Source organism: Candidatus Dormiibacterota bacterium (assembly GCA_035635555.1).
Taxonomy (GTDB): domain Bacteria; phylum Acidobacteriota; class Polarisedimenticolia; order Gp22-AA2; family Gp22-AA2; genus Gp22-AA3.
The window spans coordinates 1-21,408 of sequence record DASQAT010000028.1 but is presented as its reverse complement, the minus strand read 5'-3'; the positions used below and the strand labels follow the sequence as shown (position 1 = coordinate 21,408).

Here is a 21,408-nt window from a genome sequence, read left to right as displayed (position 1 = left end):
GGAGGTTTTTCTAAGGACTGGGCTGACCGACGATCTCGGGCGGCGGGATGAGCAACTTCTCGGGCGGCGCCGGGCTCGCCTCCGGCCTGGGGGCGGAGGCAAGACTCGGGGGTCCGGGCTTGACGGGGCCGGACGGCTCTTTCAGCTCGGGGTGCTTCGAGTAGTAGTAGTCGACGACCCACTGCGGCACGTATCCTTTGTCGTTGCTCCCCTTCTCCGGGACGATCTTCGTCTCGAACTTGCCGTCGCCGTCGGCATCCATGATCCCGTACTCGAACGGCGGCTTGCCGTCCGTATCGACCTCCACTCCGAAGACCCTCCCTTCGATCTCGAAGGTGAGGAAGAAGGTCCCGTCCGCCTTGCGGTACCCCTTCAGAAGGGTCTCCTTCCCCGGGATGAGCGACGTCTCATCCGAGACCCGGATCACTTCCTTCTTGGCCGTGACGATGTTGGGAAATTTCCAGCCCTGCGGATTGATCAGGATGGCGGCATGGACGGTGGAGCCGGAGAGCATGAGGGCGAGCGAGAGCGCCCCCGTCACCCACCATCCAGCCCGCAGCGAACCCCGCATCCCTTCCTCGTCGTCACGATGCCGCCTCAAATTATAGAGGAGCCCCCGACGACTTCCCACCCCCCTACACCTCGACCAGGATGCTGTCCCCCTCGAGCCGAACCTTGTGGCAGCCGAGGCTCAGTGCCGCGTTGGTGAGACACGTGCCGGTCTTCACGTCGTATTGGAAGCCATGCCAGGGACAGGTGATGACCTGGGCCTCCAGGTCCCCTTCCCCCAGAGGCCCGCCCCGGTGCGGGCAGGTGTTTTCGGTCGCGTAGACCTCGCCGCCGAGGTTGTACAGCGCGACCGCCTTTCCCGCAACCTCCACGGCCTTCGCCGAGCCGTGCGGCAGCTCGGAAAGGCTGGCCACTTTCACGAATTCCGCCATGGCGTCCTCCTAATCCTCGGGTTTGCCGTCCGGGGGGCTGTTGGCCAGGATCGTCTTGTAGTAAGGGAGCAGCTTCTCGTTGTAGACCTGGATGAGTTTGTCGAGCAGGTCCTCCGGTTTGTGGCTGTAGATGATGTGCGCCCCCGTCTCCTTCTCGACGAGCTTGACGATCGTGTCCATGCGGTCGGCGATCCCTCCCGTCCCCTGCAGGATTCCGATCACCTTCCCCTCGTCGTAGGCGATGGCGAACTCGCCGAGCGTCCCGGACCGCCCCCCCATGAACACCACGAGGTCGCAGGACCGGATGTTCTCGATCTCGCGTCCCATGAGGCCGCTGCCGGTGTACACGAGCATGTCGTACCCCTCGTACGGCGAGTGATACTTGATGCAGTGCTCCTCGAAATTCAGGGCCGGGGAGATGCCGACCACGATCCCTCCGGCCGACTTCGCCCCTTTCACGGCGTCGTGCGGCAGGCCGGGACAGGCACCCGTGACCAGGACGCAGCCGCGGGCGGCGATGATCCGCCCCATCTCGGTCGCCATCCTGGCCGCCGCGTCGCTGATATGGCCGCCGGCCGATCCCATGACCCCCACGGTGATCTTGAGAAGACTTCGCGCTTTTTCCCCGATGGCGTTTTGCAAGAGATCCTCCTCGTCCCCGGCGGTTCGCGCGCGAGTCTAGCACTCTTGGGGCGCTCCGGGCGTCGCGCGACCGGTCCGCCGCGGGGCCCGGTCGGCCGTTTGACCCGACCCCGCCCTGCGCTTATACTGGCCGGCCTTTGCAGTCAGGCCCGCACATTCTCGCAGACTCCGTGAACCGCATGGCCCAGAGACGATCCTACTGCCCGGCACCGCCCAAGGGGGCGGCGGCCATGGCGCTGTGCGCGGCGCTCGTCATGCACTGCGGCGGCTCGCAAGGCCCCTCCTCCGTCGGCACGAACGAGGGGCTGACCCACCCGATGGCCGGACAGAAGGCGCCCGACTTCGCGGCGCAGGACCCCTCGGGTCCCTGGCTGCCGCTGTCGAGCCTGAAGGACAAGCCGGTCGCTTTGCTGTTCTTCCGCCCCGGCGCTTCGTTCGCCCCCGACCTGGCCCGCGAGTTCAGCCGTTTCCGCGACGACGCGTCCTACCGCCCGATCGTGTTCCTGGGGATCGCGCGCGAGTCGATGGAGCGGATCAAGGAGTTCATCACGATCCAGCGCGTCACCCTGCCGATCCTCCGGGACCCCGGGCCGATCGCCTCGTCGTACGGCATCGGCGACGTCCCCACCGTCGTGCTGATCGACTCGGACGGCATCGTGCGTTTCCGGATGGAAGGGTACCTGGGCCGGATGTTCCAGCCGCGCCTCGTGGCCACGATGGAGGCCCTGCGCCGGCTGCCGCAATTCACCTCCGACAAGGGAGGGGCGCTCGACCTGAACTACACCGCGCACCCGCGCGCCCCGGTGTGGACCGCCCGGGCCATCGACGGGAAGACGATCGATCTCGCGGCTCTCAGGGGGCGGGTCGTCGTGCTCAATTTCTTCGACCAGGACTGCCCGCACTGCCAGAAGGACCTGCCTCTCCTCGTGCCGGTCCTGAAGGAGTTCCGGAGTCGGGGTGTCGCGGCCATCGGGATCGCCGCGCGGAACGCCGAGGGGCGGATGCGCCAGTTCATGGAGGAGCACCGCATCGACTACCCGGTGGTCATCGACGCCGGGCGCGCCATCTTCGGTCAGTACGACTCGGCCCGCACGCCCGACACCGTGTTCATCGACAAGGACGGCTTCATCCGCTTCCGCGAGCACGGCGACCGGGAGGACCGCGCCGAGATCACGCGCCTGGAGCTGCGCCTGCTTCTGGGTGAAGCGCCCGCGGCCGTGGCCGCCGCACTGCCGGTGGGACGCTACGCGGGCGACGGCGTGTGCCGCGCCTGCCACGAGCGCGAGTACGACGACTGGCTGCTCACGCCGCACAGCATCGCCTGGGACAGCCTCGACAAGGGCGAGAAATGGCGCGATCCCGAGTGCGTCGGGTGCCATGTCACCGGCCGCGGCCGCCCCGGCGGGTTCGCGGATCCCGAGTCGACGAGCCACAGGGTCAACGTGCAGTGCGAGGTCTGCCACGGCCCGGGCGGCGGGCACCCGAAGGGCGCGGCCGCCGCCGCGAACGGTCCCGACGCCATGAAGAAGGTCTGCCTCACCTGCCACACCGGCAAGTTCGTCCTGAACTTCGATCCGGACGAGGCCCTGGCCCTGGTCGCGCACCAGGACCATCCCGACCTCGACAGGCTCTTCAAGTACAGCGACGAGCAGCGCCAGCGCCTCGACGCGATCAACACCCGGCGGCTGGAAAAATTCAAGTCGGGAGTGGCCTACGTCGGCGCCGATGCCTGCCACGATTGCCACCTCAAGGAGTACGAGCAGTGGAGCAGGACGCCTCACGCCGGGGCCTTCGCCGCGATCCTGCAGGCCGGCCGCGGCTACGACAGATCCTGCACCCCGTGCCACACCACCGGGCTGGGTCACAAGGGAGGCTTCGCCGACCCGGCCGCGAAGAAGTCGGACAACCGGATGACGAACGTCCAGTGCGAGGTCTGCCACGGGCCGGGGGACGACCACGTCAAGGCACCGGCCGGTCTCAAGAAGGCGACCATCTACGGCATCACCGATCAGTGCTCCTTCTGCATCATCCAGGGCGTCTGCGCCGCCTGCCACGACCAGAAGAACGACCCCCGCTTCGACATCGAGAAGGCCCTGCCGCGCGTGCGGCACAGCGAGGGCGCCGCGGTCGCGCCCGCGCGCACCGGCGCCCGGTGAAGGCCGGCTACGTCGCGGCCGGCGCCTGCGTCCTGATCTGGGGCGCCAACTACTCCGTCGCCAAGCGCGCGCTCCAGGAGATCGATCCCCTCGCGATCGCCTTCACCCGGGCCGCCGCGGGCGTGCTGTTCTTCGGCCTGTTCCTCCTGGCGCGCCGCGGCTGGCGCGGACTGCCGCCGGGGCTCCTGCGCGCGGTCCCTCTCGGCCTGCTCGGCATCTTCGCCAACCAGCTTCTGTTCATGACCGGCCTGAAGCGGACGAGCGCCTCGCACGCGGCGATCCTGATCGGGATGCTGCCGGTGTTCGTGCTCCTGCTCTCGGCCCTTCTCCACCAGGAGCGCATCTCGCTTCCGAAGACTGCGGGGATCCTGATCGCCTTCGCCGGCGTGTCCCTCATCGCGCTCGAGCACGGGGTCGGGTTCGAGACGCCCTCGCTCACGGGAGATGTGCTGACCCTGCTCGGCGTCCTGGCGTTCTCGGGCTACACCGTCCTCGGGCGGCCCGTCCTGCGCGATCTCGGACCGATCGACACGACCGGTCTCGCCTTCCTGTCGGGCGGAGCCCTGATCATCCTCGTGACCCTTCCGGCCGCCGCGCGCCAGGAGTGGCGGACGGTCTCGCCTGCCGCTCTCGCCTGTCTCGCCTGCGTCGTCGTGCTCTCGACCATCGTGGCCTACCTCCTGTACTACTCCGCGGTGGCTCGCATCGACCCTTCGAAGGTGGCCGCCTTCATGTACTTTCAGCCGATCGTCGCGGCGCTCATCGCCTTCCTCGTCGCCGGGGAAGGGTTCAGCCGGGCCTTTCTCTTCGGAGGGGGGCTCGTCCTCGCCGGGGTGCTCCTGGCGGAGTGGTCCTGAGTCATGGAGTGCTATCATTCCGCCGATGATCGTTCGTGCCCGATGGACGAGCCCGGCCGCTCTCGCCCTCTTCACGGTTGCCTGCGGCGCGGCGCGACGGCCTGAGATGACCGCCGACCTGATCCTGACGAACGGCGCCGTTGTGACCGAGGATCCGCGCCACCCCGAAGCGCAGGCCGTGGCGGTGCGCGGCGGCTCGATCGCGGCGGTGGGGAGGAGCGACGAGATCGCGGCTTTGGCCGGGCCGGCCACTCGGCGCATCGACCTGCGCGGCGCCATGGTCGTCCCGGGTCTCACCGACAGCCACGGCCATGTGCGCTCGCTCGGGGCGGAGCTGGCGAACCTCGACCTGCACGGTATCGCGAGCCCCGAGGAGATCGCCCGCAGAGTCCGGGAGCGCGACGCGACGCTTCCCCCCGGCGCCTGGGTCACCGGCCATGGCTGGGACCAGAACCTGTGGCCGGGGAAGAAATTCCCCGATCACCGCCCGCTGACCGCCGCGGCCCCCGGGCGCCCGGTCTGGCTGAGCCGCGTGGACGGGCACGCCTCCTGGGCCAATCTCAAGGCGATGCAGGTCGCCGGCGTCACGCGCAGGACGGCGGACCCGTCCGGCGGGAAGATCGAGCGCGACGGCCGCGGCGAGCCGACCGGCGTGTTCGTCGACAACGCCCAGGACCTGGTCGGGAAGGCGCGGCCCGAGCCGACGCGCGAGCAGATCAAGGGATGGCTCAGCCTGTCGCTGCAGCGTCTGGCCGAGGCGGGGCTGACCGAGATCCACGACGCCGCGGTCGATCCCGGGGACGTCGACGCCTACCGCGAGCTGGCCGACGCCGGACAACTGCCCCTGCGCGTCTATCTGATGTGGAACGGCATCGGCAAGTCCCGGATTGAGCCGCTGGTCGAGCAGCCCCCCTTCTCGAATTACAAGGACCGGCTGACGCTGCGCGCCGTCAAGCTGATGATCGACGGCGCCATGGGGTCGCGCGGCGCGGTCTTCCTCGAGGACTACTCCGACGACAAGGGGAACCGCGGTCTGTTCGTCACCGAGCCTGCCGAGCTCGAGCGGCGCGCCGCGCTGGCGATGCGCAAGGGATACCAGGTCTGCACGCACGCCATCGGCGATCGCGGCATCCGGCTCACCATCGACGCCTACGAGAAGGCCCTCGCCCGGATCCACCCCGCGGATCCGCGGCCGCGTATCGAGCACCTCCAGTGCATCACGCAGTCCGACGTGGCCCGCCTGCTGCCGCTCGGCATCATCGCCTCCATGCAGCCGAGCCACGCCACCAGCGACATGTACTGGGCCGAGGATCGCGTCGGTCGCGAGCGAGGTCGCGGGCTGTACGCCTGGCGCTGGGTTCTCGACGCGGGTGTCCCGATCGCCGCCGGCTCCGACTTTCCCGTCGACCCGGAGAGGCCGCTCATCGGCCTGCACAGCGCCGTCACCCGCCAGGACCTCAAGAGCTGGCCCCCGGGCGGCTGGCATCCCGACCAGCGCATGACGCTCGCGGAGGCCCTGGCCGCCTACACGACGGGGGCCGCCTACGCCGCCTACGAGGAGGACCACCGGGGGAGGATCGCCCCGGGCTACTGGGCCGACCTGACGGTGATCGGCAAGGACCTGCGCTCGATCCCGCCGGAGGAGATCGCCGACGCCGGGATCGACTTCACGATCGTCGGCGGATCGGTCGTGTACGAGAAGCGCTAGAGAGGATCTGCTCCACGCGCAGCGCGGACAGTCTCGGCGCGACTCGGCGGGCGCCGGCGCGCCGCAGAGCCGCCGGGCGGAAGGTGGTCGCCACTCCGATCACGGCGCACCCTGACGCGCGGGCGGCGCGCACGCCCCCCGGCGAGTCCTCGATCGCGACCGAGCCGCGGCCGCCCGCAAGACCCAGACGACGCAGCGCGAGGCGGTAGCCGTCGGGCCGGGGCTTGGGGCGCCGGACATCCTCCGCCGTGACGACGACCCCGAACAGTCGGCTCAGCCGGGCGCGCCGCAGCGCGGACGCGACCTCGCGCCGGGTCGCGCCCGAGACGACGCCGAGCGACACCCGGCGCCCCAGTGCGCGCACCAGACGCGCCGCACGAGGATCGATGCGCACGCGTTTCGCCAGCCGCGCATACACCCGGCGCTTGCGGGCCAGCAGCCGCTCGAGATCCGCCACGCCTCGAGCGGCGTCGCGCAGCATCGTGCGGAGCGCGGTCCTGTCGTCGAACACCAGGTAGCGCGCGTTGTACCGGGCGCGGCCGAGACGGATTCCGAGCGGGGCGAGGACGTCCCGGAAGGCGCGCCAGTGATAGGTCTCGTCCTCGACCAGGACACCGTTGAAATCGAACAGGACCGCGCGCGGTCCGCTCACGCGATCTCTCCCGGGCCCCGCCTCTTCAGGATTTCCCTTCGTCGGATCGTCCATCGTTCCCCCTCCGCCGCCTCAAGAAGGGGTCGAGTTAGTTCACTGATTTATCGGGAAAATGAGCAGACACTTCGGGGAGGATTACACTGGAAACAGTCTCCCGCGATGGCCTCGATGCAGGCGAATTCAAGCCCGCACCTTGAGCTACGGGCAGGCAGCGGTCACCCTCTCAACCCCGTCGCTCCGGAATCCATAGGTGCCCGTCCCGCAGGCGTTCTTCCCACGCACCAGATACCAGAAGCCCTTATGAGGTAAAGGGTATGCTGAGTCCGAACTGTTCGGGCTTGGGATCCCCGAAGCAAGGCAGACCTCCGAGGGCCCTGACCCAACGGGGAACTCGTCGAATGCGCCGCGGACGACATCGTATACAGTTCCCGTCCCGGCACTGTTGGCCGCGGAGCACCAGCTAAGCGTGTGGGCGGTGTCGGCAGCGATTAAATCTCCGCCAACCTCTCCCGGTGCCGCGAACACTCCTGGGTTCGAGGGCGCACAGTCGCACGCATTCCCTGCTTGATCACCATCTGCATTTTCCTGTCCTGGGTTGAGGACATACGGACAATTATCATTCACATCCAGGATCCCGTCGCCGTCGCTATCTCCCTTGCACTGACCCCCTCCTCCCGGGGAATAGAGCGACTGCACTTCGCACCCGGATAATGAGCGCCCGTAGAGTTGCGCCTCATCAATGAGTCCATTCCAGAACACTCCACCAGCGCTGTTGCCAGCGGCTCCAATTAAAGCAGAATAGTTGCTGTCAGCGATCGATGCTACGGTGGAGGAAGCAATCAGGTGACTCTGCGCCTCATATCCATTAACAAAGATTCTAATCGCTTGGTCCCCCGCATCGAAAGTGGCGGCAACGTGCTGCCATGCCGCCGCATGCATAACGACGTAATCGGTTTCGACGCCACGTGCAATTGTACCCGACACATCTCCATATACGACAAATTCTAGCTTCCCCGAGTCAATCATTTGGAGAATCCAGCTCACCTGGGGTCCACTGGAGTCGTACTTCGACAGAATCACTCCATTCTCAGTTACATCGTCGGTGCGGACCCACGCCGCAAGCGTTATCGCCGAAGGCGTATTCAGCATAGGACTGTCCGGAATCGCTACGTAATCTCTAGTGGACCGATTGAGGTCGAATGCCTCCGAAACGATTCCAGCGTTATACTCAGCGCCGTTGGCGAGAGAACCATTGTTCATCCCACGAAGGTCAAGGGCATTGCCATCGCCCGACCACCAACTTACGAGTCCAGGGGGGGTCTCACCGCAGGATCGCGCTCGGCAACCTGTAGCATGTGCGTTGTGCCGGACATAGGTCCAGTACGAGATCCCCTCGGCGGCATCTGAGGCTTCTCCCCATACGATGCGAGGTACGTTGCCGAAGTCGTTAGGGCTGTAATAGGTGTGACCGTTTAGCGTCGATACACCATCGTAAAACACAGTAATGTTGGCTCCCCCCAGAGGATCGGCTGTGGCCTCTATTCGGTATGTGTGGAAGTTGTGTGTGTCCACAAACTTGGTAGGCCGGGGGTCCACGCATTCAGCACTTGTAAGGAAAATCGCCTCGGCTCCAGACACATCGTCCACTCCGATAAGCAGATTCACCCCCACGCCTGGGGCTGTGGAGATCTGTATCGCACTGGGCTGGCGATAGTGGCCACACGCGCCGCATACGGATCCTGAGCCGTAACTTACACGTGCTTCTACCACCCAAGGGTTCGGTAGAGGCGAAATGATCTCCGTTCCGTCCTGGACGTAGTCAAGATTCGCCGAGCAACTGGCGGTAGCGATCGTCATGATCCCGCCAAACAGGGGTGGTGATCCACTTGCATGGAGATGACGCCAAGAGGGACAGGACTGTTCGGGCAGTAACCCCGAGGAGGCGTCCCAGGTTGAGTTGTAAGCCTGCGCAAGAGCAGGAGAGTCCGCGAAGCCTAAGGGAATGAACACACCGGTGACAACGATGACCATCAACTTCAAGCGAGCCTGCAAGGTCATCTCGGATCTCCTCACCAACGTTGGCCGGAGTCTACGCCGACACGCCTGCGGCAACAACCGACGCATGCTCATCGTACACCTTTCCCAATTTCCTCATGCGTGGCCTCGGACGTGCCCCACAACCTGTGTACGTACTCGGTGAGTTCGTTCTCGACATTGAGAATCAGATGGGCCAGGCGGTCGAGGTAGAAAGACATCCCCCCGCTCTGGAGCATCCAGGCCACGCCGAGGGCGCTGAGGAGTGAGCGGTGCATCGCAGGGCATCCACGCAGGGCGGCTGCGCTGCCGCGGCTCGGCCGATGGGCCGCTCGGGCGGCCCGCCGGTGCTGACCGCGTCGAGGACGTGCTGCTCACGGACCCGCGTGCTACCATGACGGGCGCGCCATGACGACTCCTTCGGAAACCTTTCACCCGGCCGTGGCCGCCTGGTTCGGCCGGCGCTTCCCGGCGGGACCGACCGGGCCGCAGGCCCGCGCCTGGCCGGCCATCCGGGAGGGACGCGCCACGCTGGTCGCCGCTCCCACCGGCTCGGGGAAGACCCTCGCGGCGTTTCTCGCCGCCATCGACGGCCTGGTTCGGCAGGCGGTGGCCGGCCGCCTGGACGACGCCACGCAGGTCGTCTATGTCTCCCCGCTCAAGGCGCTGTCGAACGACATCCAGCGCAATCTGCAGGAGCCGCTGGCCGGGATCGCCGCCGAGCTCAAGGCGATGGGGCTCGACCGGCTTCCCGAGATCCGCACGATGGTGCGCACCGGCGACACGCCGGCGAAGGAGCGCGCCGCGATGCTCCGCCGTCCGCCGCACATCCTGGTGACGACACCCGAGTCCCTGTACATCCTCCTGACGAGCGAGCGCGGGCGGGGGATGCTGCGCACGACGCGGACGGTGATCGTGGATGAGATCCACGCCCTGGTCGACGACAAGCGCGGCTCGCACCTGGCGCTGTCGCTCGAGCGGCTGGAGGCCCTCGCGGCCAGGTCGCGCACCGCCGGGGACGGCTCCCCCGCCCCCAGGCTGATCCGCATCGGCTGCTCGGCGACGCAGCGCCCGATCGAAGACGCCGCCCGCTTTCTCGTCGGCGCGGGGGGGCTCGACCCCGATGGCGCGCCGCGCTGCGCGATCATCGACACCGGCCACGCGCGCGACCTCGATCTCAGGATCGAAGTCCCCCGGTCGCCGCTCCAGGCGGTCATGCCCAACGAAGTGTGGGAAGAGGTCTACGATCGTCTGGCGGCCCTCATCGGCGAGCACCGCACGACCCTCATCTTCGTCAACACGCGCCGGCTGGCGGAGCGCCTCAGCCGCCAGCTGAGCGACCGGATAGGCGGAGACGCGGTCACCGCCCACCACGGAAGCCTGTCGCGCGCGCACCGGCTGGCCGCAGAGCAGCGCCTCAAGAGCGGGGAGCTGCGCGCCCTGGTGGCGACCGCCTCCCTCGAGCTGGGGATCGACATCGGGTCGATCGACCTGGTGTGCCAGATCGGCTCGACGCGCTCCATCGCGACGCTCCTGCAGCGCGCCGGGCGTTCCGGTCACTCGGTCGGCGGTTTTCCAAAGGGGCGTCTGTTCCCGCTGACGCGCGACGAGCTCGTCGAGTCGGCGGCCCTGCTCGATTCGGTGAGGCGCGGCGAGCTCGACCGCTTCGCGATCCCGGAGGCGCCGCTCGACATCCTGGCGCAGCAGATCGTGGCGATGGTGGCCTGCGAGGAGTGGAGCGACCACGATCTGTACGCCCTGGTGCGCGGCGCCTTTCCCTATCGCGCCCTGCCGCGCGCCGACTTCGACGCCGTCGTGACCATGCTCGCCGAGGGGTTCTCCGTGAAGCGCGGCCGGCGCGCGGCGCACCTCCATCACGACCGGGTCAACGGCCGGCTGCGCGCCCGCAAGGGGGCGCGCCTCACGGCGATCACCTCGGGGGGCGCCATTCCCGATTCGGCCGACTACCAGGTCGTCCTCGAGCCCGAGGGCACGCTCGTCGGCACGGTCAACGAAGACTTCGCCATCGAGAGCATGGCCGGGGAAATCTTCCAGCTCGGCAATGCTTCCTGGAAGATTCTCAGGATTGAGCCTGGGAAAGTCCGCGTCGAGGACGCGCGGGGCCAGCCGCCCGGGATCCCGTTCTGGATCGGCGAGGCGCCGGCTCGCACGGCGGAGCTCTCCTTGTCGGTGTCACGGCTGCGTGAGGAGATCGCCGGCGCTCTCGAATCGGGCGATGCCGGGACGGCCGTGCGCCACCTGATGGACGGGGTCGGGTTATCCCTCGAAGCCGCGGAGCAGATCGTCGACTACCTGGCAGCGGCCCGTGCGGCGCTCGGGGTCCTGCCCTCGCAGTCGAACATCGTGCTCGAGCGCTTCTTCGACGAGAGCGGCGGCATGCAGCTGGTCCTGCACTCCCCCTTCGGCCGCCGGATCAACTTCGCGTGGGGGCTGGCGCTCCGCAAGCGTTTCTGCCGCAAGTTCAACATCGAGCTGCAGGCGGCCGCCACCGAGGACGCCATCGTCCTGTCGCTCGGCCCCTCCCACAGCTTCCCGCTCGAGGACGTGTTCCGCTACCTGCGCGCGGGCTCGGTGCGCGACGTGCTCGTGCAGGCGCTCCTGGCGGCGCCGATGTTCGCGGTGCGCTGGCGCTGGAATGCGGCTCGGTCGCTGGCGATCCCCCGCTTCCGCGGCGGACGGAGGGTGGCGCCGCAGCTGCAGCGCATGCAGGCCGAGGATCTCATCGCCGCCGTCTTCCCCGACCAGATCGCCTGCGCCGAGAACCTCACGGGGGAGCGCCAGATCCCGGATCATCCTCTGGTCCGCCAGACGATCGACGACTGCCTGGGAGAGGCGATGGATCTGCCGGGGCTGGAGTCGCTTCTCGCGAGCATCGAGCGGGGGGAGCGGACGCTCCTGGCGAAGGACGTCCGCGAGCCGTCCCCCCTGGCCCAGGAGGTCCTGAGCGCCCGGCCGTACGCCTTCCTGGACGACGCCCCCCTCGAGGAGCGGCGCACGCAGGCGGTGGTCAGCCGGCGCTGGACCGATCCGCAGACGGCGTCCGATCTCGGCGCGCTCGACGCTGCGGCGATCGACAGAGTCAGGGACGAAGCCTGGCCGCGCGTGGAGAGCGCCGACGAGCTCGCGGACGCCCTGGAGATTCTCGGCTTCGTCGGCGAGAGCGAAGGAAGGGACTCGGGCTGGGAAGGACACCTGCGCGAGCTCGTCGCCGAGCGGCGGGCCACGGTCTTCCGTCTTCCCGGACGGGGGCCGCGCCTCTGGGTCGCGGCCTCGCGTCTGTCGCACGTCCTGGCGGCGTTCCCCTCGGGTGCGCTCGACCCTCCCATCCCCGCCCTCCCCGGAGACTCCGCGGGGGATCCGATCGACGCCATGGCCGCCCTCGCCGAAATCGTCCGCGGCCGGCTGGAGGGGCTGGGCCCCGTGACCGCCCAGGCGCTGGCCGGCTCATGCGGCTTTCCGGACGACACGATCGAGCAGGCACTTCTGCGCCTCGAGTCCGAAGGGTTCGTTCTGCGCGGCCGCTTCACGCCGGGAATCGGCGCCGTGGAATGGTGCGCCCGGAGTCTCCTGGCGCGGATCCACCGTTACACCCTCAATCGTCTGCGCGCCGAGATCGAGCCGGTCAGCGCCGCCGATTTCATGCGCTTCCTGTTCTCGTGGCAGAGGGTCCTCCCGGACGATCGGGCCGAGGGGGCGCAGAGTCTTCAGACGATTGTCGAGATGCTGGAGGGGTTCGAGGCGCCGGCGGCGGCGTGGGAACGGGACATCCTCCCGGCCCGGCTGTCCCGTTACGACCCGGCCTGGCTCGACGCCCTGTGCCTGAGCGGGCGGGTCGTCTGGGCGCGGCTGTCCCCGCCCCGGCCGGCCCCCGACTCTCCGCCCGGCGCGGGTCCCGTGCGCTCGACGCCGATAGCGCTCCTGTCGCGCGGCCGCCTCTCCGCCTGGCGGGCGCTTACCCTTCGGCCGGACGGCGGACGGGAGCCGTCGACCGAGGCGGGCGTCGTCCTGGATCTCCTGGCGGCGCGCGGGGCGCTGTTCTTCGACGAGATCGCCGAACGGTCCGGTCTGCTCCCGACCCGTGTCGAGAACGCCCTCGCCGAGCTCGTCGCCCGGGGGACCGTGACCTCGGACGGCTTCACCGGCCTGCGCGCCCTGATCACGCCATCGGGCCGGCGCGGATCGCGACGCCGGCGATCCCCTTCGCCGTTCGGCATGGAGAGCGCCGGGCGCTGGACGGTCCTCTGGAACGACCGGACCGTCGCCGAGTCGGAGGACTCCCCCGCCGAGACGATCGCCCCGGTCCTGCTGCGGCGCTATGGCATCGTGTTCCGGCGTCTTCTCGAACGCGAGGGGGCGATGCCGCCCTGGAGAGACCTCCTGCGGGTGCTGCGCAGAATGGAAGGACGCGGCGAGGTCCGCGGCGGCCGCTTCGTCGCCGGTGTCTCGGGAGAGCAGTTCGCGCGGCCGGAGGCGGTGGAGCGCCTGCGCGCCGTCAGGCGGGCCGGCCCCTCCGGCTCGCTGCTTCCGATCGGCAGCGCCGACCCGCTCAATCTCGTGGGCCTGCTCCTCCCCGGACCGCGGATCGCGCCGACAGGCGCGGGCCGCATCCTCTATCGCGACGGCGTGCCGATCGCCGTCCGCGAGGCGGGAGAGGTCCGCCCCCTCGTCGATCTCGACGAGGCGTCGGCCTGGCGGGCGCGCGATGTTCTCGTCAAGCGCGGCGCGCCGCCGCTTCTGCGCCCCTCGCTCGGCCACACGGCCTGAGGAAATCGCCCATGCAGAGCGCCGACTTCCTGCGGGAGCTGGACGGTCTGAAGCAGGAGGGGCTGCGCGCTCTCACCGCCTCGGGAAGCGCCGCGCTTGGCGCGGCGGGGGCGGGGATCGGCGCCGGCACGGGGGACCAGGTCCGGCTGCTTCAGATCGCCCTCGCGAACGAGATCAGCGTCAGCGAGCTGGCGGCGCTGTGGATCCCCTCGACACCCGAGGTGGACGTCAAGGTGGCGCTGGCCCGCCAGGCCGGAGACGAGGCGCGGCATTTCGAGCTCGTGGGGAAGCGGCTCAAGGAACTGGGGTTCGATCCCGCGGCTTTCGTTCCGCCGCAACCGAACGCGCTGTTCGACTACCTCAAGTCCCTGCAGACGTCGATCGAGCGGGTGGCCGCGGGTCTCTACACCCTGGAGTCGATCGCCTACGAGGTCAACGAGAACTTCATGCGCCTGTGCAGCGGGCGCGGCGACGCGGAGACGCTGCGTCTGTACCGCAACTTCATCCAGCCGGACGAGGAGGCGCACCAGAGGCTCGGCGCGGCCCTCCTCCTGAAGCACGCGACGACGCCCGGCTCGCAGGACGCGGCGCGCGCCGCGGTCCTGAAGACGATCGAGATCGCCGGGACCTTGCGCGCCAGGGCGGCTTTGCTCATCGGCACGCCCTGCTTTCCAGGGTGCTGAGGACGACCATGAACTGGCTCTTCAAAGAAGAACCGACGCACTACAGCTTCGACGACCTCGTGAAAGACGGGCGGACGCGCTGGTCGGGCGTGAAGAACCCGCTGGCGCAGCAGCACCTCAGGGCCGTCCGCCGGGGCGACCGGATCCTGTACTACCACACCGGCGGCGAGAAGGCGGTGGTCGGGATGGCCCGGGCCGCGGGGGACGCGTTCCCCGACCCCGAAGATCCGTCGGGCAAGCGCGCGGCGGTGGACATCCTCCCCGACGGGAGGCTGCCCCGGCCGGTGACGCTCGGCGAGATCAAGAAGCTGAAGGAGTTCGCGAAGTTTCCGCTGGTGCGCATCTCGCGGCTGTCGGTCATGCCGGTCGCCGACCGCGAGTGGGACGCCATCGTGAAGATGTCGGGGTGAGGAGGGAACGTGGACCGGGCGCGTTTCGAGCGGCTGGTGTCGGAGGCGATCGAATCGCTTCCGGACGACTTCAAGGAGCGGCTCGACAACGTCGCGATCATCGTGGAGGACCTGCCGTCCCCGGGAGAGTCGCGGCGTTTCGGCCGCCGCGGCGGCCGCCTCCTCGGACTGTACCAGGGCCAGCCGCTGACACGCCGGGACTCACGGTACGGCATGGTGTTTCCCGACAAGATCACCATCTTCCAGGGGAACGTCGAAGCGATCGGCGGGAGCGACGCCGAGATCCGGGAGGAGGTCCGCAGGACGGTGCTGCACGAGATCGCCCACCACTTCGGCATCGATGATAACAGGCTGCATGACCTCGGCTACTGACGCGCCGCGGCGGGCGGCAGAGTGCGGGCGAAGGGCCCTGTGCGCCCTGACCGCCTTCGCCCTGATCGCGGCCGCCACTCCGGGCGATCTGCGGTCGACCCTCGACAAGACCGACCGGGCGATCGAGCAGGCGGAGCGTGCCGTCGGCGGGAAGGATCCCGGCAAGGTGAGTCTGTTCCTGATCCGAATCGACGAGCTTCTGGCGTCCTTCCTCTCCGACTCGGAGATCGAGGCGCTGGTGAAGACGTTCGACGAGGCGCACGCAGCGTCGCAGGCCTCCGACCTGCCGGCCGCCGCGGCGGCGGTGCGGCGTGCCAGCGCCCTGATGGCCCCGCTGACCGACTTCGTGGTGCTGCGCCAGGCGGCGGAGTCGAGCCGGGCGGCGATCCGGGCGGCCGAGACGCGGGACTCCGCCTCGTTCGCGGCCCCCCTGGACCGGTTCGACGCCTCCGTCCTCGCCCCGGTGCTGCTGGCGCGGGTGCGCGAGGCGCGAGCCGCGGTCGGCCGCGCCCGCCAGGCGATGGTCCGCAACAACATGCCGGACGGCCGGGCGCGCATCGCCGAGATCAGGCGGGCGTTCGGCGGGCTGCTCTACGCCGGCGCTTTGGCGCGCGCCTCCTATTCGCTGACGATCGGGTCGGAGCTCCTGTCGAGCGGCTCGATCATCACCGCCCGCGATCAGATGCAGCGGGCCATTCGCGACCTGAAGCTGGCGCTGGGGGCCGCCCCCGACGACACCCGGACCGCCCTGGAGGGGGCCTTGGCGCAGACCATCGAGATCTGGAAGCGCTCGGGGCACGCGGCCACGGGGGATGGCGACAGCCTGGCGGAGCTGGCCGGCACGATCGACGGCGTTCGCATGAAGCAGGCGCGCTGAGGGCCGGCTGCATCCGCGCCGCGGCCGCTTTGCCGCCGCGGGCCGGTTGTGTGAGAATAGGCGGCCGTCATGAACGCGCCAAGCGCTTCACACAGACGTCCCGTCCAAGGAGCGCGCGCGCCCGCGGCGGTGACCGTCCTGCTCGCGGCGGCGACGCTCACCGCCGGCCTCGCGGCCCAGACCGCTGCGCCGTCCCCGGCCGCTCCGAAGCGGAACATCGGCGGTCCGGGCGACTACCCTCTCCGCGAGAAGATCGTCCACTTTATCGGGCGCGACCCCGCGCTGGCGAAGGAGCCGATCACCATCGTGCTGGTGAACGGCGGCGTCGTCTTCTCGGGCAAGATCAGGAGCTGCGCCCTCAAGCAGCGGGTGCTCTCCCTGGCCGCCACGATGCGCGGCGTCATCAACGTCACGGACGAGATGACCGTTCCACGCGCCGAGGTCGCGGACGCCGAGCTGGCGAAGGCGGTCACCTCGCTCCTGAGTGACGCGGCCGCGTCACTCGATTTGAAGAGCCTCGACGTCCAGGTGGCGGACGGAGTCCTGACGCTGGAAGGAGCGGTCAAGGACGTCCTGTCGCGCAGCCACGCCGAGGCCATCGCCGGCACGGTCCTCGGGGTGACGCGCATCTCCAACCACCTCAAACCCGCCGACGCGCCGTCCGCCCACGACGACGCGTCGCTGCTGCGGGCGGAGCTGGACTACCTCGGCAACTTCCGCTCCTTCTCCTACGCCGCCGAGATCACCGTCAAGGTCGATCAGGGGGTCGTGACGCTGAAGGGAAAGACCAACCTGTTCATGGGCCGGCAGCAGGCCGGGCTCGTGGCCTCCCTCGTGAACGGCGCGACCCGGGTGGACAACCGGATCAAGATCGACGAGTCCCTGCCGCCGCGCACGAGCCGCGTCCAGGCCGAGAAGTGATGCGCCGGCGGCCCCTCCCTGTCGCAGGAATCCTGGCCGTCCTCGCGATCGTCCTGGCGATTCCCTCCCCCGACTGCCGCGCCCAGGCGCTCGAAGGGAAGGTCAAGCGCATCACGCTCGACAACGGCATGCGCTTCCTGGTGGTGCGCCGCGGCACGGCCCCGGTGTTCGCCGCCAACCTGCGCTTCCGCGTCGGCAGCGTGGACGACCCGGGCGGCGAGAGCGGTCTGGCCCACCTGTTCGAGCACCTCGCCTTCAAGGGGACCTCCACCATCGGCACGCGCGACCCGAAGAAGGAGGCGGAGATCCTCGACGCCATGGACAGGACGGTGATCGATCTGCTGCGCGAGGAGGATCGCGGCGGCGCCGCGGATCCGAAGCGCCTGGAGTCGCTGCGCTCCGATCTCGAGGCGCTGACGAAGAGTCTTCAGGAGTTGACGGTGAAGGACGAGTTCAGCCAGATCCTGACGGGGAACGGCGCCGCCGGCCTGAACGCCTCGACCAGCACCGACCTCACCTCGTACGTCGTCGCCCTCCCGTCGAACCGCCTGGAGCTGTGGTGCCTCATGGAGTCGGCGCGGCTGCGCGACCCGGTCCTGCGCGAGTTCTATTCGGAGCGCGACGTGGTGATGGAAGAGCGCCGCATGCGCATCGACAACCAGCCGCAGGGGAAGCTGTACGAGCAGCTCCTCCTGTCCGCCTTCGAGGCGCACCCGTACAGGGTGCCGACCGTCGGCTGGATGTCCGACCTCGAGCACCTGACACGTCCGCAGGCGGCCGAGTTCCGGCGCGGCTTCTACGCCCCCAACAACGCGGTCGCCACGCTGGTCGGCGACATCGACCCGGCCGCGGCGGAGCGTCTCATCAGGCGCTACTTCGACGGTCTCCCGGCCGGTCCTCCACCCCGCCTGCCGGTGACCACCGAGCCGCCGCAGACCGGCGAGCGGCGCGCCGTCGTCGAGTTCGACGCCGGGCCCGATCTGATGATCGCCTTCCACAAGGCGGTCTGGCCGAGCCCGGACGATCCGGTGTTCCAGGTGGTCGACAGTCTCCTGACCTCGGGGCGGACCTCGCGGCTGTTCCGCCGCCTGGTCCTGACGACTCAGGTGGCCTCCGAGGTCTACAGCACGCAGGCCCCCGGTGACCGCTATCCGAACCTGTTCGTGATCGGGGCGACCCCGCGGGCCCCGCACACGCCGGCGGAAGTCGAGACGGCGATCCTGCAGGAGCTGGCTCACCTGACCGCCGAGCCGGTCCCGGAACGCGAGCTGCAGAAGGTCAAGAACCAGCTGCGGGCGTCCTTTCTCTATCCGCTTCGCAGCAATTCCGGGCTGGCGGCGCAGCTGTCGTACTACGAAATCCAGACGGGCGACTGGAAGAATCTCAACGTCTACGCCGCGGCGCTGCAGGCGACCACGGCCGCGCAGGTGCAGGACGCGGCCCGCCGGACGTTCGTCCCCTCGAACCGGACCGTGGCGGTCCTGGCGCGCCCGTCGGCGGGGGGAGAGAAGGGGGCGGGCGACGACGCGACCGGGATGCCCCCCGCCACAACACCCGGTGCGATGAGATGAGACGCGCCGCAGCCGCGCTCGCGCCGGCCGTCCTCGCCCTTCTGTCCACGGGGGCGTGGGCCGCGCCCGTCGCGGCTCCTCCGCCGGACCCGCGCGCCCTGACCTATCCGCCGTTGTCGATCGCGTTCCCGAAACCGCAGAAGTTCCTCCTGCCGAACGGTCTCCTGGTCTACCTGTTCGAAGACCATGAGCTGCCCCTGATCGACGCCGCCATCGATTTCAAGGCGGGCGGAGTGTTCGATCCGCCCGCGAAGCCGGGGCTCGCCTCCCTGGCTGCGTCGCTGATGCGCGCCGGCGGCACGGACCAGCAGACACCGGACCAGGTCGACGAGGTCCTCGAGTTCATGCCGGCGCAGGTGAGCCTCGGCGCCGGGGACGACATGCTGACCGGCTCGGTCTCCGCCGTGAAGGACAAGTTCCCCGAGGCGCTGCGCATCTTCGCCGCGATGCTGCGCGCGCCGCGCTTCGACTCCTCCCGGCTGGAGGTGGAAAAGGCGCGCGCCATCGAGGATATCAGGCGCCGCTGGGACGATCCCGGCGACGTGGCCGAGCTGAACTTCCGGCGGCTGGTGTACGGGACCTCCAGTCCCTGGGCGAGGCTGCCGACCGAGGACTCCGTCACGCGGATCGGCCGCGATGATCTCGTCGGGTTCCACCGTCTCTACATCCATCCCAACAACGCCGTCCTCGGCGTGGCCGGCGATTTCGACGGCAAGGGGATGAAGAGGCTGCTCGAGGAGACGTTCCGCGGCTGGACCCAGGCCAAGGTGACCCCGCCCCAGGTCCCGAAGATCAAGGACGAGATCCCCGCCGGCGTCCACCTCGTGGCGCGTCCCGTCACGCAGTCGCACGTCGAGATCGGCCACCTGGGCGTGAACCGGTTCGACCCGGACAAGTTCGCCATCAAGATCCTGAACTTCATCCTGGGGGAGGGGGGGTTCACCTCGCGCCTGGTGAAGGAGGTGCGCTCCAACCGCGGGCTGGCCTACTCGGTCGGCGGCGGCATCGGGCTCGATTCCGACCGCGGGCTGTTCCAGATCTCCTGCAGCACGAAGGCCGCCTCCACCGTCGAGGCGATCGATCTCATCCGGACGATCCTGCGGCAGATGCGCGAGCAGGGGCCGACCGAGCAGGAGGTCAAGGAGGCGAAGGAGGCCGGCATCAACTCGTTCGTCTTCTCCGTGGACGGGACGGTCCGGTTCATGCAGACCTTTCTCTACTACGATTTCTACAACTATCCGCCCGACTTCCTGCAGTCGTACCGGGACAACCTCGCGAAGGTGACGCGCGGGCAGGTCCACGAGGCGGCGCGCAAGCACATCAACCCCGACCGGCTGGTGGTCCTGGTGGTGGGAAACGACGCGGTGTTCGCCCGGCCGCTCCAGTCGCTCGGCCTGGGCGAGCCGAAGCCTTTGAAGCTGGACGAAGGGACAGCCGCCGCCGCGAACCGCTGACTACTTGAACAGACTGATCTGCTCGGCCTTGTCGAGCCAGTGCACCGGCTTCGGCTCGCTCGGCGGCTCGGGAGCCGCGAACACCGGGCAGATGTCGCGGTATTCGCACCAGCCGCACAGGGCGCTCTCGCGCGGCGGGAAGGCCTTCGCCCCCTCGATCGTGTCGATCAGCCGCATCGTCTGGCGGCGGTGCTGCTCGATCTCGTGGGGGGTGCGGTCGGAGGTCAGCGTCCGATCGAAGACAAGATAGTGCCAGACCAGCCGGATCTCGCGGGCGTCCGGGAAGCGCTTCTCCACAGCCATCCGGTACAGGGTGAGCTGGCGGTCCTTGCGCAGAACGGCGTCGGACGGCAGGCTGTTCGAGGTCTTGTAGTCGTGGATCTCGTAGACCCCTCCGCCCTGCCGCACCAGGCGGTCGATATAGCCCTTCAGCTGGTAGCGCCCTCCCTCGTCGAGCGACACGGTGATCTGGTCCTCGAGCCCGAGGGTCGTGCCGTCGTCGAACGGGTGATGACGGCGGTAGTACTTGGTGACGCACTCCACGCCGGCCCTGCGGTAGTGATCCGCGGTCAGCTCGGTCCTGACGATCGTGATCTTCTCCGAGAACTCCTCGTCCCAGCGCCTGTGATACCGGGCCAGGAGCTCGTCGAGCGACGCGATCCTCGACGCCATCCGATCGCGGTACAGCGTCTCCAGAACCTCGTGCACCCTGTTCCCCAGGAACGCCTCGATCGACTTCGTGTCGCGCTTGATCCTGTCGAGATAGCGGTAGCGGTACTGCAGCGGGCATTTCTCGTAACTGCTGAGACGGGAGTGGGAGTAGACCGGCACGCGCTTGACCTCGAGGCGGTCGAAGTATACCACGCGCCGGGGAGGCGGGGCCGCGGGCGGGGCGCGCCTCATCTCGCTCGCGCCGCGAAAGCGTGCTCCGGTCGCGCGCATGGCGCGGCTCAAAATCGGCGCGCCCCGCCCGCGGCCCCGCCTCCCCCTTCGGGGGGGGATCCACGACACGCAAGATTCCGGCGCGCGCCGCGCTTACGTCGCCGTGAGCTGAAGGACAAACGTTCTGCGACCGCGGAGTTCTCTTCACCTACCAGGACGACAACCGAACCGCGTCCTGCATCGCGAGAGTCAGGGGTGGCGGGCCGCACAGGGGCGCGCCGATTTTGAGCCGCGCCATGCGCGCGAGCGGGGCATAGTTACGCCGCGCGAGCGAGATGGGATGAAGTGGCTGGTCCCCGATGGGGACGTGGTGGCTAGACTAGCCCCACACGGTGTTCAACGCGCTCTGAGGCGCAGCCCAGGAGGACCAGCCATGACCAATAGTGGCATAGATCTCGGACGG

General features: G+C 68.9%; 17 protein-coding genes. 11 read left to right on the top strand and 6 right to left on the bottom strand.

Translation table 11 applies throughout. From position 1 onward, the window contains the following. Positions 1-10: 10 nt before the first annotated feature. From VEW47_07040 to VEW47_07030, 3 genes are all read right to left on the bottom strand, one after another. The gene (locus VEW47_07040) at positions 11-571 is read right to left on the bottom strand and encodes a hypothetical protein (GenBank protein HYS04934.1); all 561 of its coding nucleotides are present in this window, start codon (positions 569-571) and stop codon (positions 11-13) included. 64 nt (positions 572-635) lie between these two features. After that, complete coding sequence (locus tag VEW47_07035) at positions 636-941, bottom strand: Rieske 2Fe-2S domain-containing protein (protein ID HYS04933.1); 306 nt, start codon at positions 939-941, stop codon at positions 636-638. A gap of 9 nt (positions 942-950) precedes the next feature. Next, a complete protein-coding gene (locus VEW47_07030; GenBank protein HYS04932.1) occupies positions 951-1,583 on the bottom strand; it encodes a hypothetical protein in 633 nt (210 codons plus the stop codon). Positions 1,584-1,762: 179 nt separating this feature from the next. Here VEW47_07030 and VEW47_07025 point away from each other — a divergent pair, with 179 nt between their 5' ends. The 3 genes from VEW47_07025 (at position 1,763) to VEW47_07015 (ending at position 6,304) form a co-directional block, all read left to right on the top strand. Next, positions 1,763-3,739 carry a redoxin domain-containing protein gene (locus VEW47_07025; GenBank protein ID HYS04931.1) on the top strand — a complete coding sequence of 659 codons (1,977 nt, stop codon included), beginning with the start codon at positions 1,763-1,765 and terminating at the stop codon, positions 3,737-3,739. Beyond that, a complete protein-coding gene (locus tag VEW47_07020) occupies positions 3,736-4,596 on the top strand; it encodes a DMT family transporter (protein HYS04930.1) in 861 nt (286 codons plus the stop codon). Before VEW47_07025 ends, VEW47_07020 begins: the two co-directional genes overlap by 4 nt. A gap of 106 nt (positions 4,597-4,702) precedes the next feature. After that, on the top strand, positions 4,703-6,304 hold the full coding sequence (locus VEW47_07015) for an amidohydrolase (GenBank protein HYS04929.1): 1,602 nt from the start codon (positions 4,703-4,705) through the stop codon (positions 6,302-6,304). Here the strand turns inward: VEW47_07015 and VEW47_07010 are convergent. Then, positions 6,264-6,956, bottom strand: coding sequence for an HAD family phosphatase (locus VEW47_07010; protein ID HYS04928.1), 693 nt, complete (start codon positions 6,954-6,956; stop codon positions 6,264-6,266). The genes VEW47_07015 and VEW47_07010 overlap by 41 nt on opposite strands. A gap of 198 nt (positions 6,957-7,154) precedes the next feature. Further along, the gene (locus VEW47_07005) at positions 7,155-8,216 is read right to left on the bottom strand and encodes a LamG-like jellyroll fold domain-containing protein (GenBank protein HYS04927.1); all 1,062 of its coding nucleotides are present in this window, start codon (positions 8,214-8,216) and stop codon (positions 7,155-7,157) included. A gap of 1,182 nt (positions 8,217-9,398) precedes the next feature. Here VEW47_07005 and VEW47_07000 point away from each other — a divergent pair. From VEW47_07000 to VEW47_06965, 8 genes are all read left to right on the top strand, one after another. Next, a complete protein-coding gene (locus tag VEW47_07000) occupies positions 9,399-13,775 on the top strand; it encodes a DEAD/DEAH box helicase (GenBank protein ID HYS04926.1) in 4,377 nt (1,458 codons plus the stop codon). A gap of 11 nt (positions 13,776-13,786) precedes the next feature. Next, positions 13,787-14,458 carry a ferritin-like domain-containing protein gene (locus VEW47_06995; GenBank protein ID HYS04925.1) on the top strand — a complete coding sequence of 224 codons (672 nt, stop codon included), beginning with the start codon at positions 13,787-13,789 and terminating at the stop codon, positions 14,456-14,458. Between the two features lie 8 nt (positions 14,459-14,466). Beyond that, positions 14,467-14,868 (top strand): EVE domain-containing protein, encoded by a 402-nt coding sequence (locus tag VEW47_06990; GenBank protein ID HYS04924.1) that lies wholly within the window; start codon positions 14,467-14,469, stop codon positions 14,866-14,868. 9 nt (positions 14,869-14,877) lie between these two features. Further along, positions 14,878-15,240, top strand: a complete 363-nt coding sequence (locus tag VEW47_06985) for a metallopeptidase family protein (GenBank protein HYS04923.1) — start codon at positions 14,878-14,880, stop codon at positions 15,238-15,240. Further along, positions 15,224-16,117: a hypothetical protein gene (locus VEW47_06980; protein HYS04922.1), complete on the top strand. Its 894-nt coding sequence runs from the start codon at positions 15,224-15,226 to the stop codon at positions 16,115-16,117. The genes VEW47_06985 and VEW47_06980 overlap by 17 nt, the downstream gene beginning before the upstream one ends. Before the next feature lie 69 nt (positions 16,118-16,186). Then, on the top strand, positions 16,187-17,038 hold the full coding sequence (locus VEW47_06975) for a BON domain-containing protein (GenBank protein HYS04921.1): 852 nt from the start codon (positions 16,187-16,189) through the stop codon (positions 17,036-17,038). After that, positions 17,038-18,609: a pitrilysin family protein gene (locus tag VEW47_06970; protein ID HYS04920.1), complete on the top strand. Its 1,572-nt coding sequence runs from the start codon at positions 17,038-17,040 to the stop codon at positions 18,607-18,609. Before VEW47_06975 ends, VEW47_06970 begins: the two co-directional genes overlap by 1 nt. After that, positions 18,606-20,063, top strand: a complete 1,458-nt coding sequence (locus VEW47_06965; protein HYS04919.1) for a pitrilysin family protein — start codon at positions 18,606-18,608, stop codon at positions 20,061-20,063. Before VEW47_06970 ends, VEW47_06965 begins: the two co-directional genes overlap by 4 nt. Here VEW47_06965 and VEW47_06960 read toward each other — a convergent pair whose 3' ends face one another. Beyond that, positions 20,064-21,005: a PD-(D/E)XK nuclease family protein gene (locus VEW47_06960; protein ID HYS04918.1), complete on the bottom strand. Its 942-nt coding sequence runs from the start codon at positions 21,003-21,005 to the stop codon at positions 20,064-20,066. It lies immediately after the preceding gene. Positions 21,006-21,408 lie beyond the last annotated feature (403 nt).

What these genes read in the sequence shown, in the direction of transcription:
- VEW47_06995 (HYS04925.1), top strand. Translation starts at nt 13,787, where the DNA reads ATGCAGAGCGCCGACTTCCTGCGGGAGCTGGACGGTCTGAAGCAGGAG.
- VEW47_06980 (HYS04922.1), top strand. Translation starts at nt 15,224, where the DNA reads ATGACCTCGGCTACTGACGCGCCGCGGCGGGCGGCAGAGTGCGGGCGA.
- VEW47_06960 (HYS04918.1), bottom strand. Translation starts at nt 21,005, where the DNA reads ATGCGCGCGACCGGAGCACGCTTTCGCGGCGCGAGCGAGATGAGGCGC.
- VEW47_07040 (HYS04934.1), bottom strand. Translation starts at nt 571, where the DNA reads ATGCGGGGTTCGCTGCGGGCTGGATGGTGGGTGACGGGGGCGCTCTCG.
- VEW47_07015 (HYS04929.1), top strand. Translation starts at nt 4,703, where the DNA reads ATGACCGCCGACCTGATCCTGACGAACGGCGCCGTTGTGACCGAGGAT.
- VEW47_06965 (HYS04919.1), top strand. Translation starts at nt 18,606, where the DNA reads ATGAGACGCGCCGCAGCCGCGCTCGCGCCGGCCGTCCTCGCCCTTCTG.
- VEW47_07035 (HYS04933.1), bottom strand. Translation starts at nt 941, where the DNA reads ATGGCGGAATTCGTGAAAGTGGCCAGCCTTTCCGAGCTGCCGCACGGC.
- VEW47_06975 (HYS04921.1), top strand. Translation starts at nt 16,187, where the DNA reads ATGAACGCGCCAAGCGCTTCACACAGACGTCCCGTCCAAGGAGCGCGC.
- VEW47_07000 (HYS04926.1), top strand. Translation starts at nt 9,399, where the DNA reads ATGACGACTCCTTCGGAAACCTTTCACCCGGCCGTGGCCGCCTGGTTC.
- VEW47_06990 (HYS04924.1), top strand. Translation starts at nt 14,467, where the DNA reads ATGAACTGGCTCTTCAAAGAAGAACCGACGCACTACAGCTTCGACGAC.
- VEW47_07005 (HYS04927.1), bottom strand. Translation starts at nt 8,216, where the DNA reads ATGAACAATGGTTCTCTCGCCAACGGCGCTGAGTATAACGCTGGAATC.
- VEW47_06970 (HYS04920.1), top strand. Translation starts at nt 17,038, where the DNA reads ATGCGCCGGCGGCCCCTCCCTGTCGCAGGAATCCTGGCCGTCCTCGCG.
- VEW47_07025 (HYS04931.1), top strand. Translation starts at nt 1,763, where the DNA reads ATGGCCCAGAGACGATCCTACTGCCCGGCACCGCCCAAGGGGGCGGCG.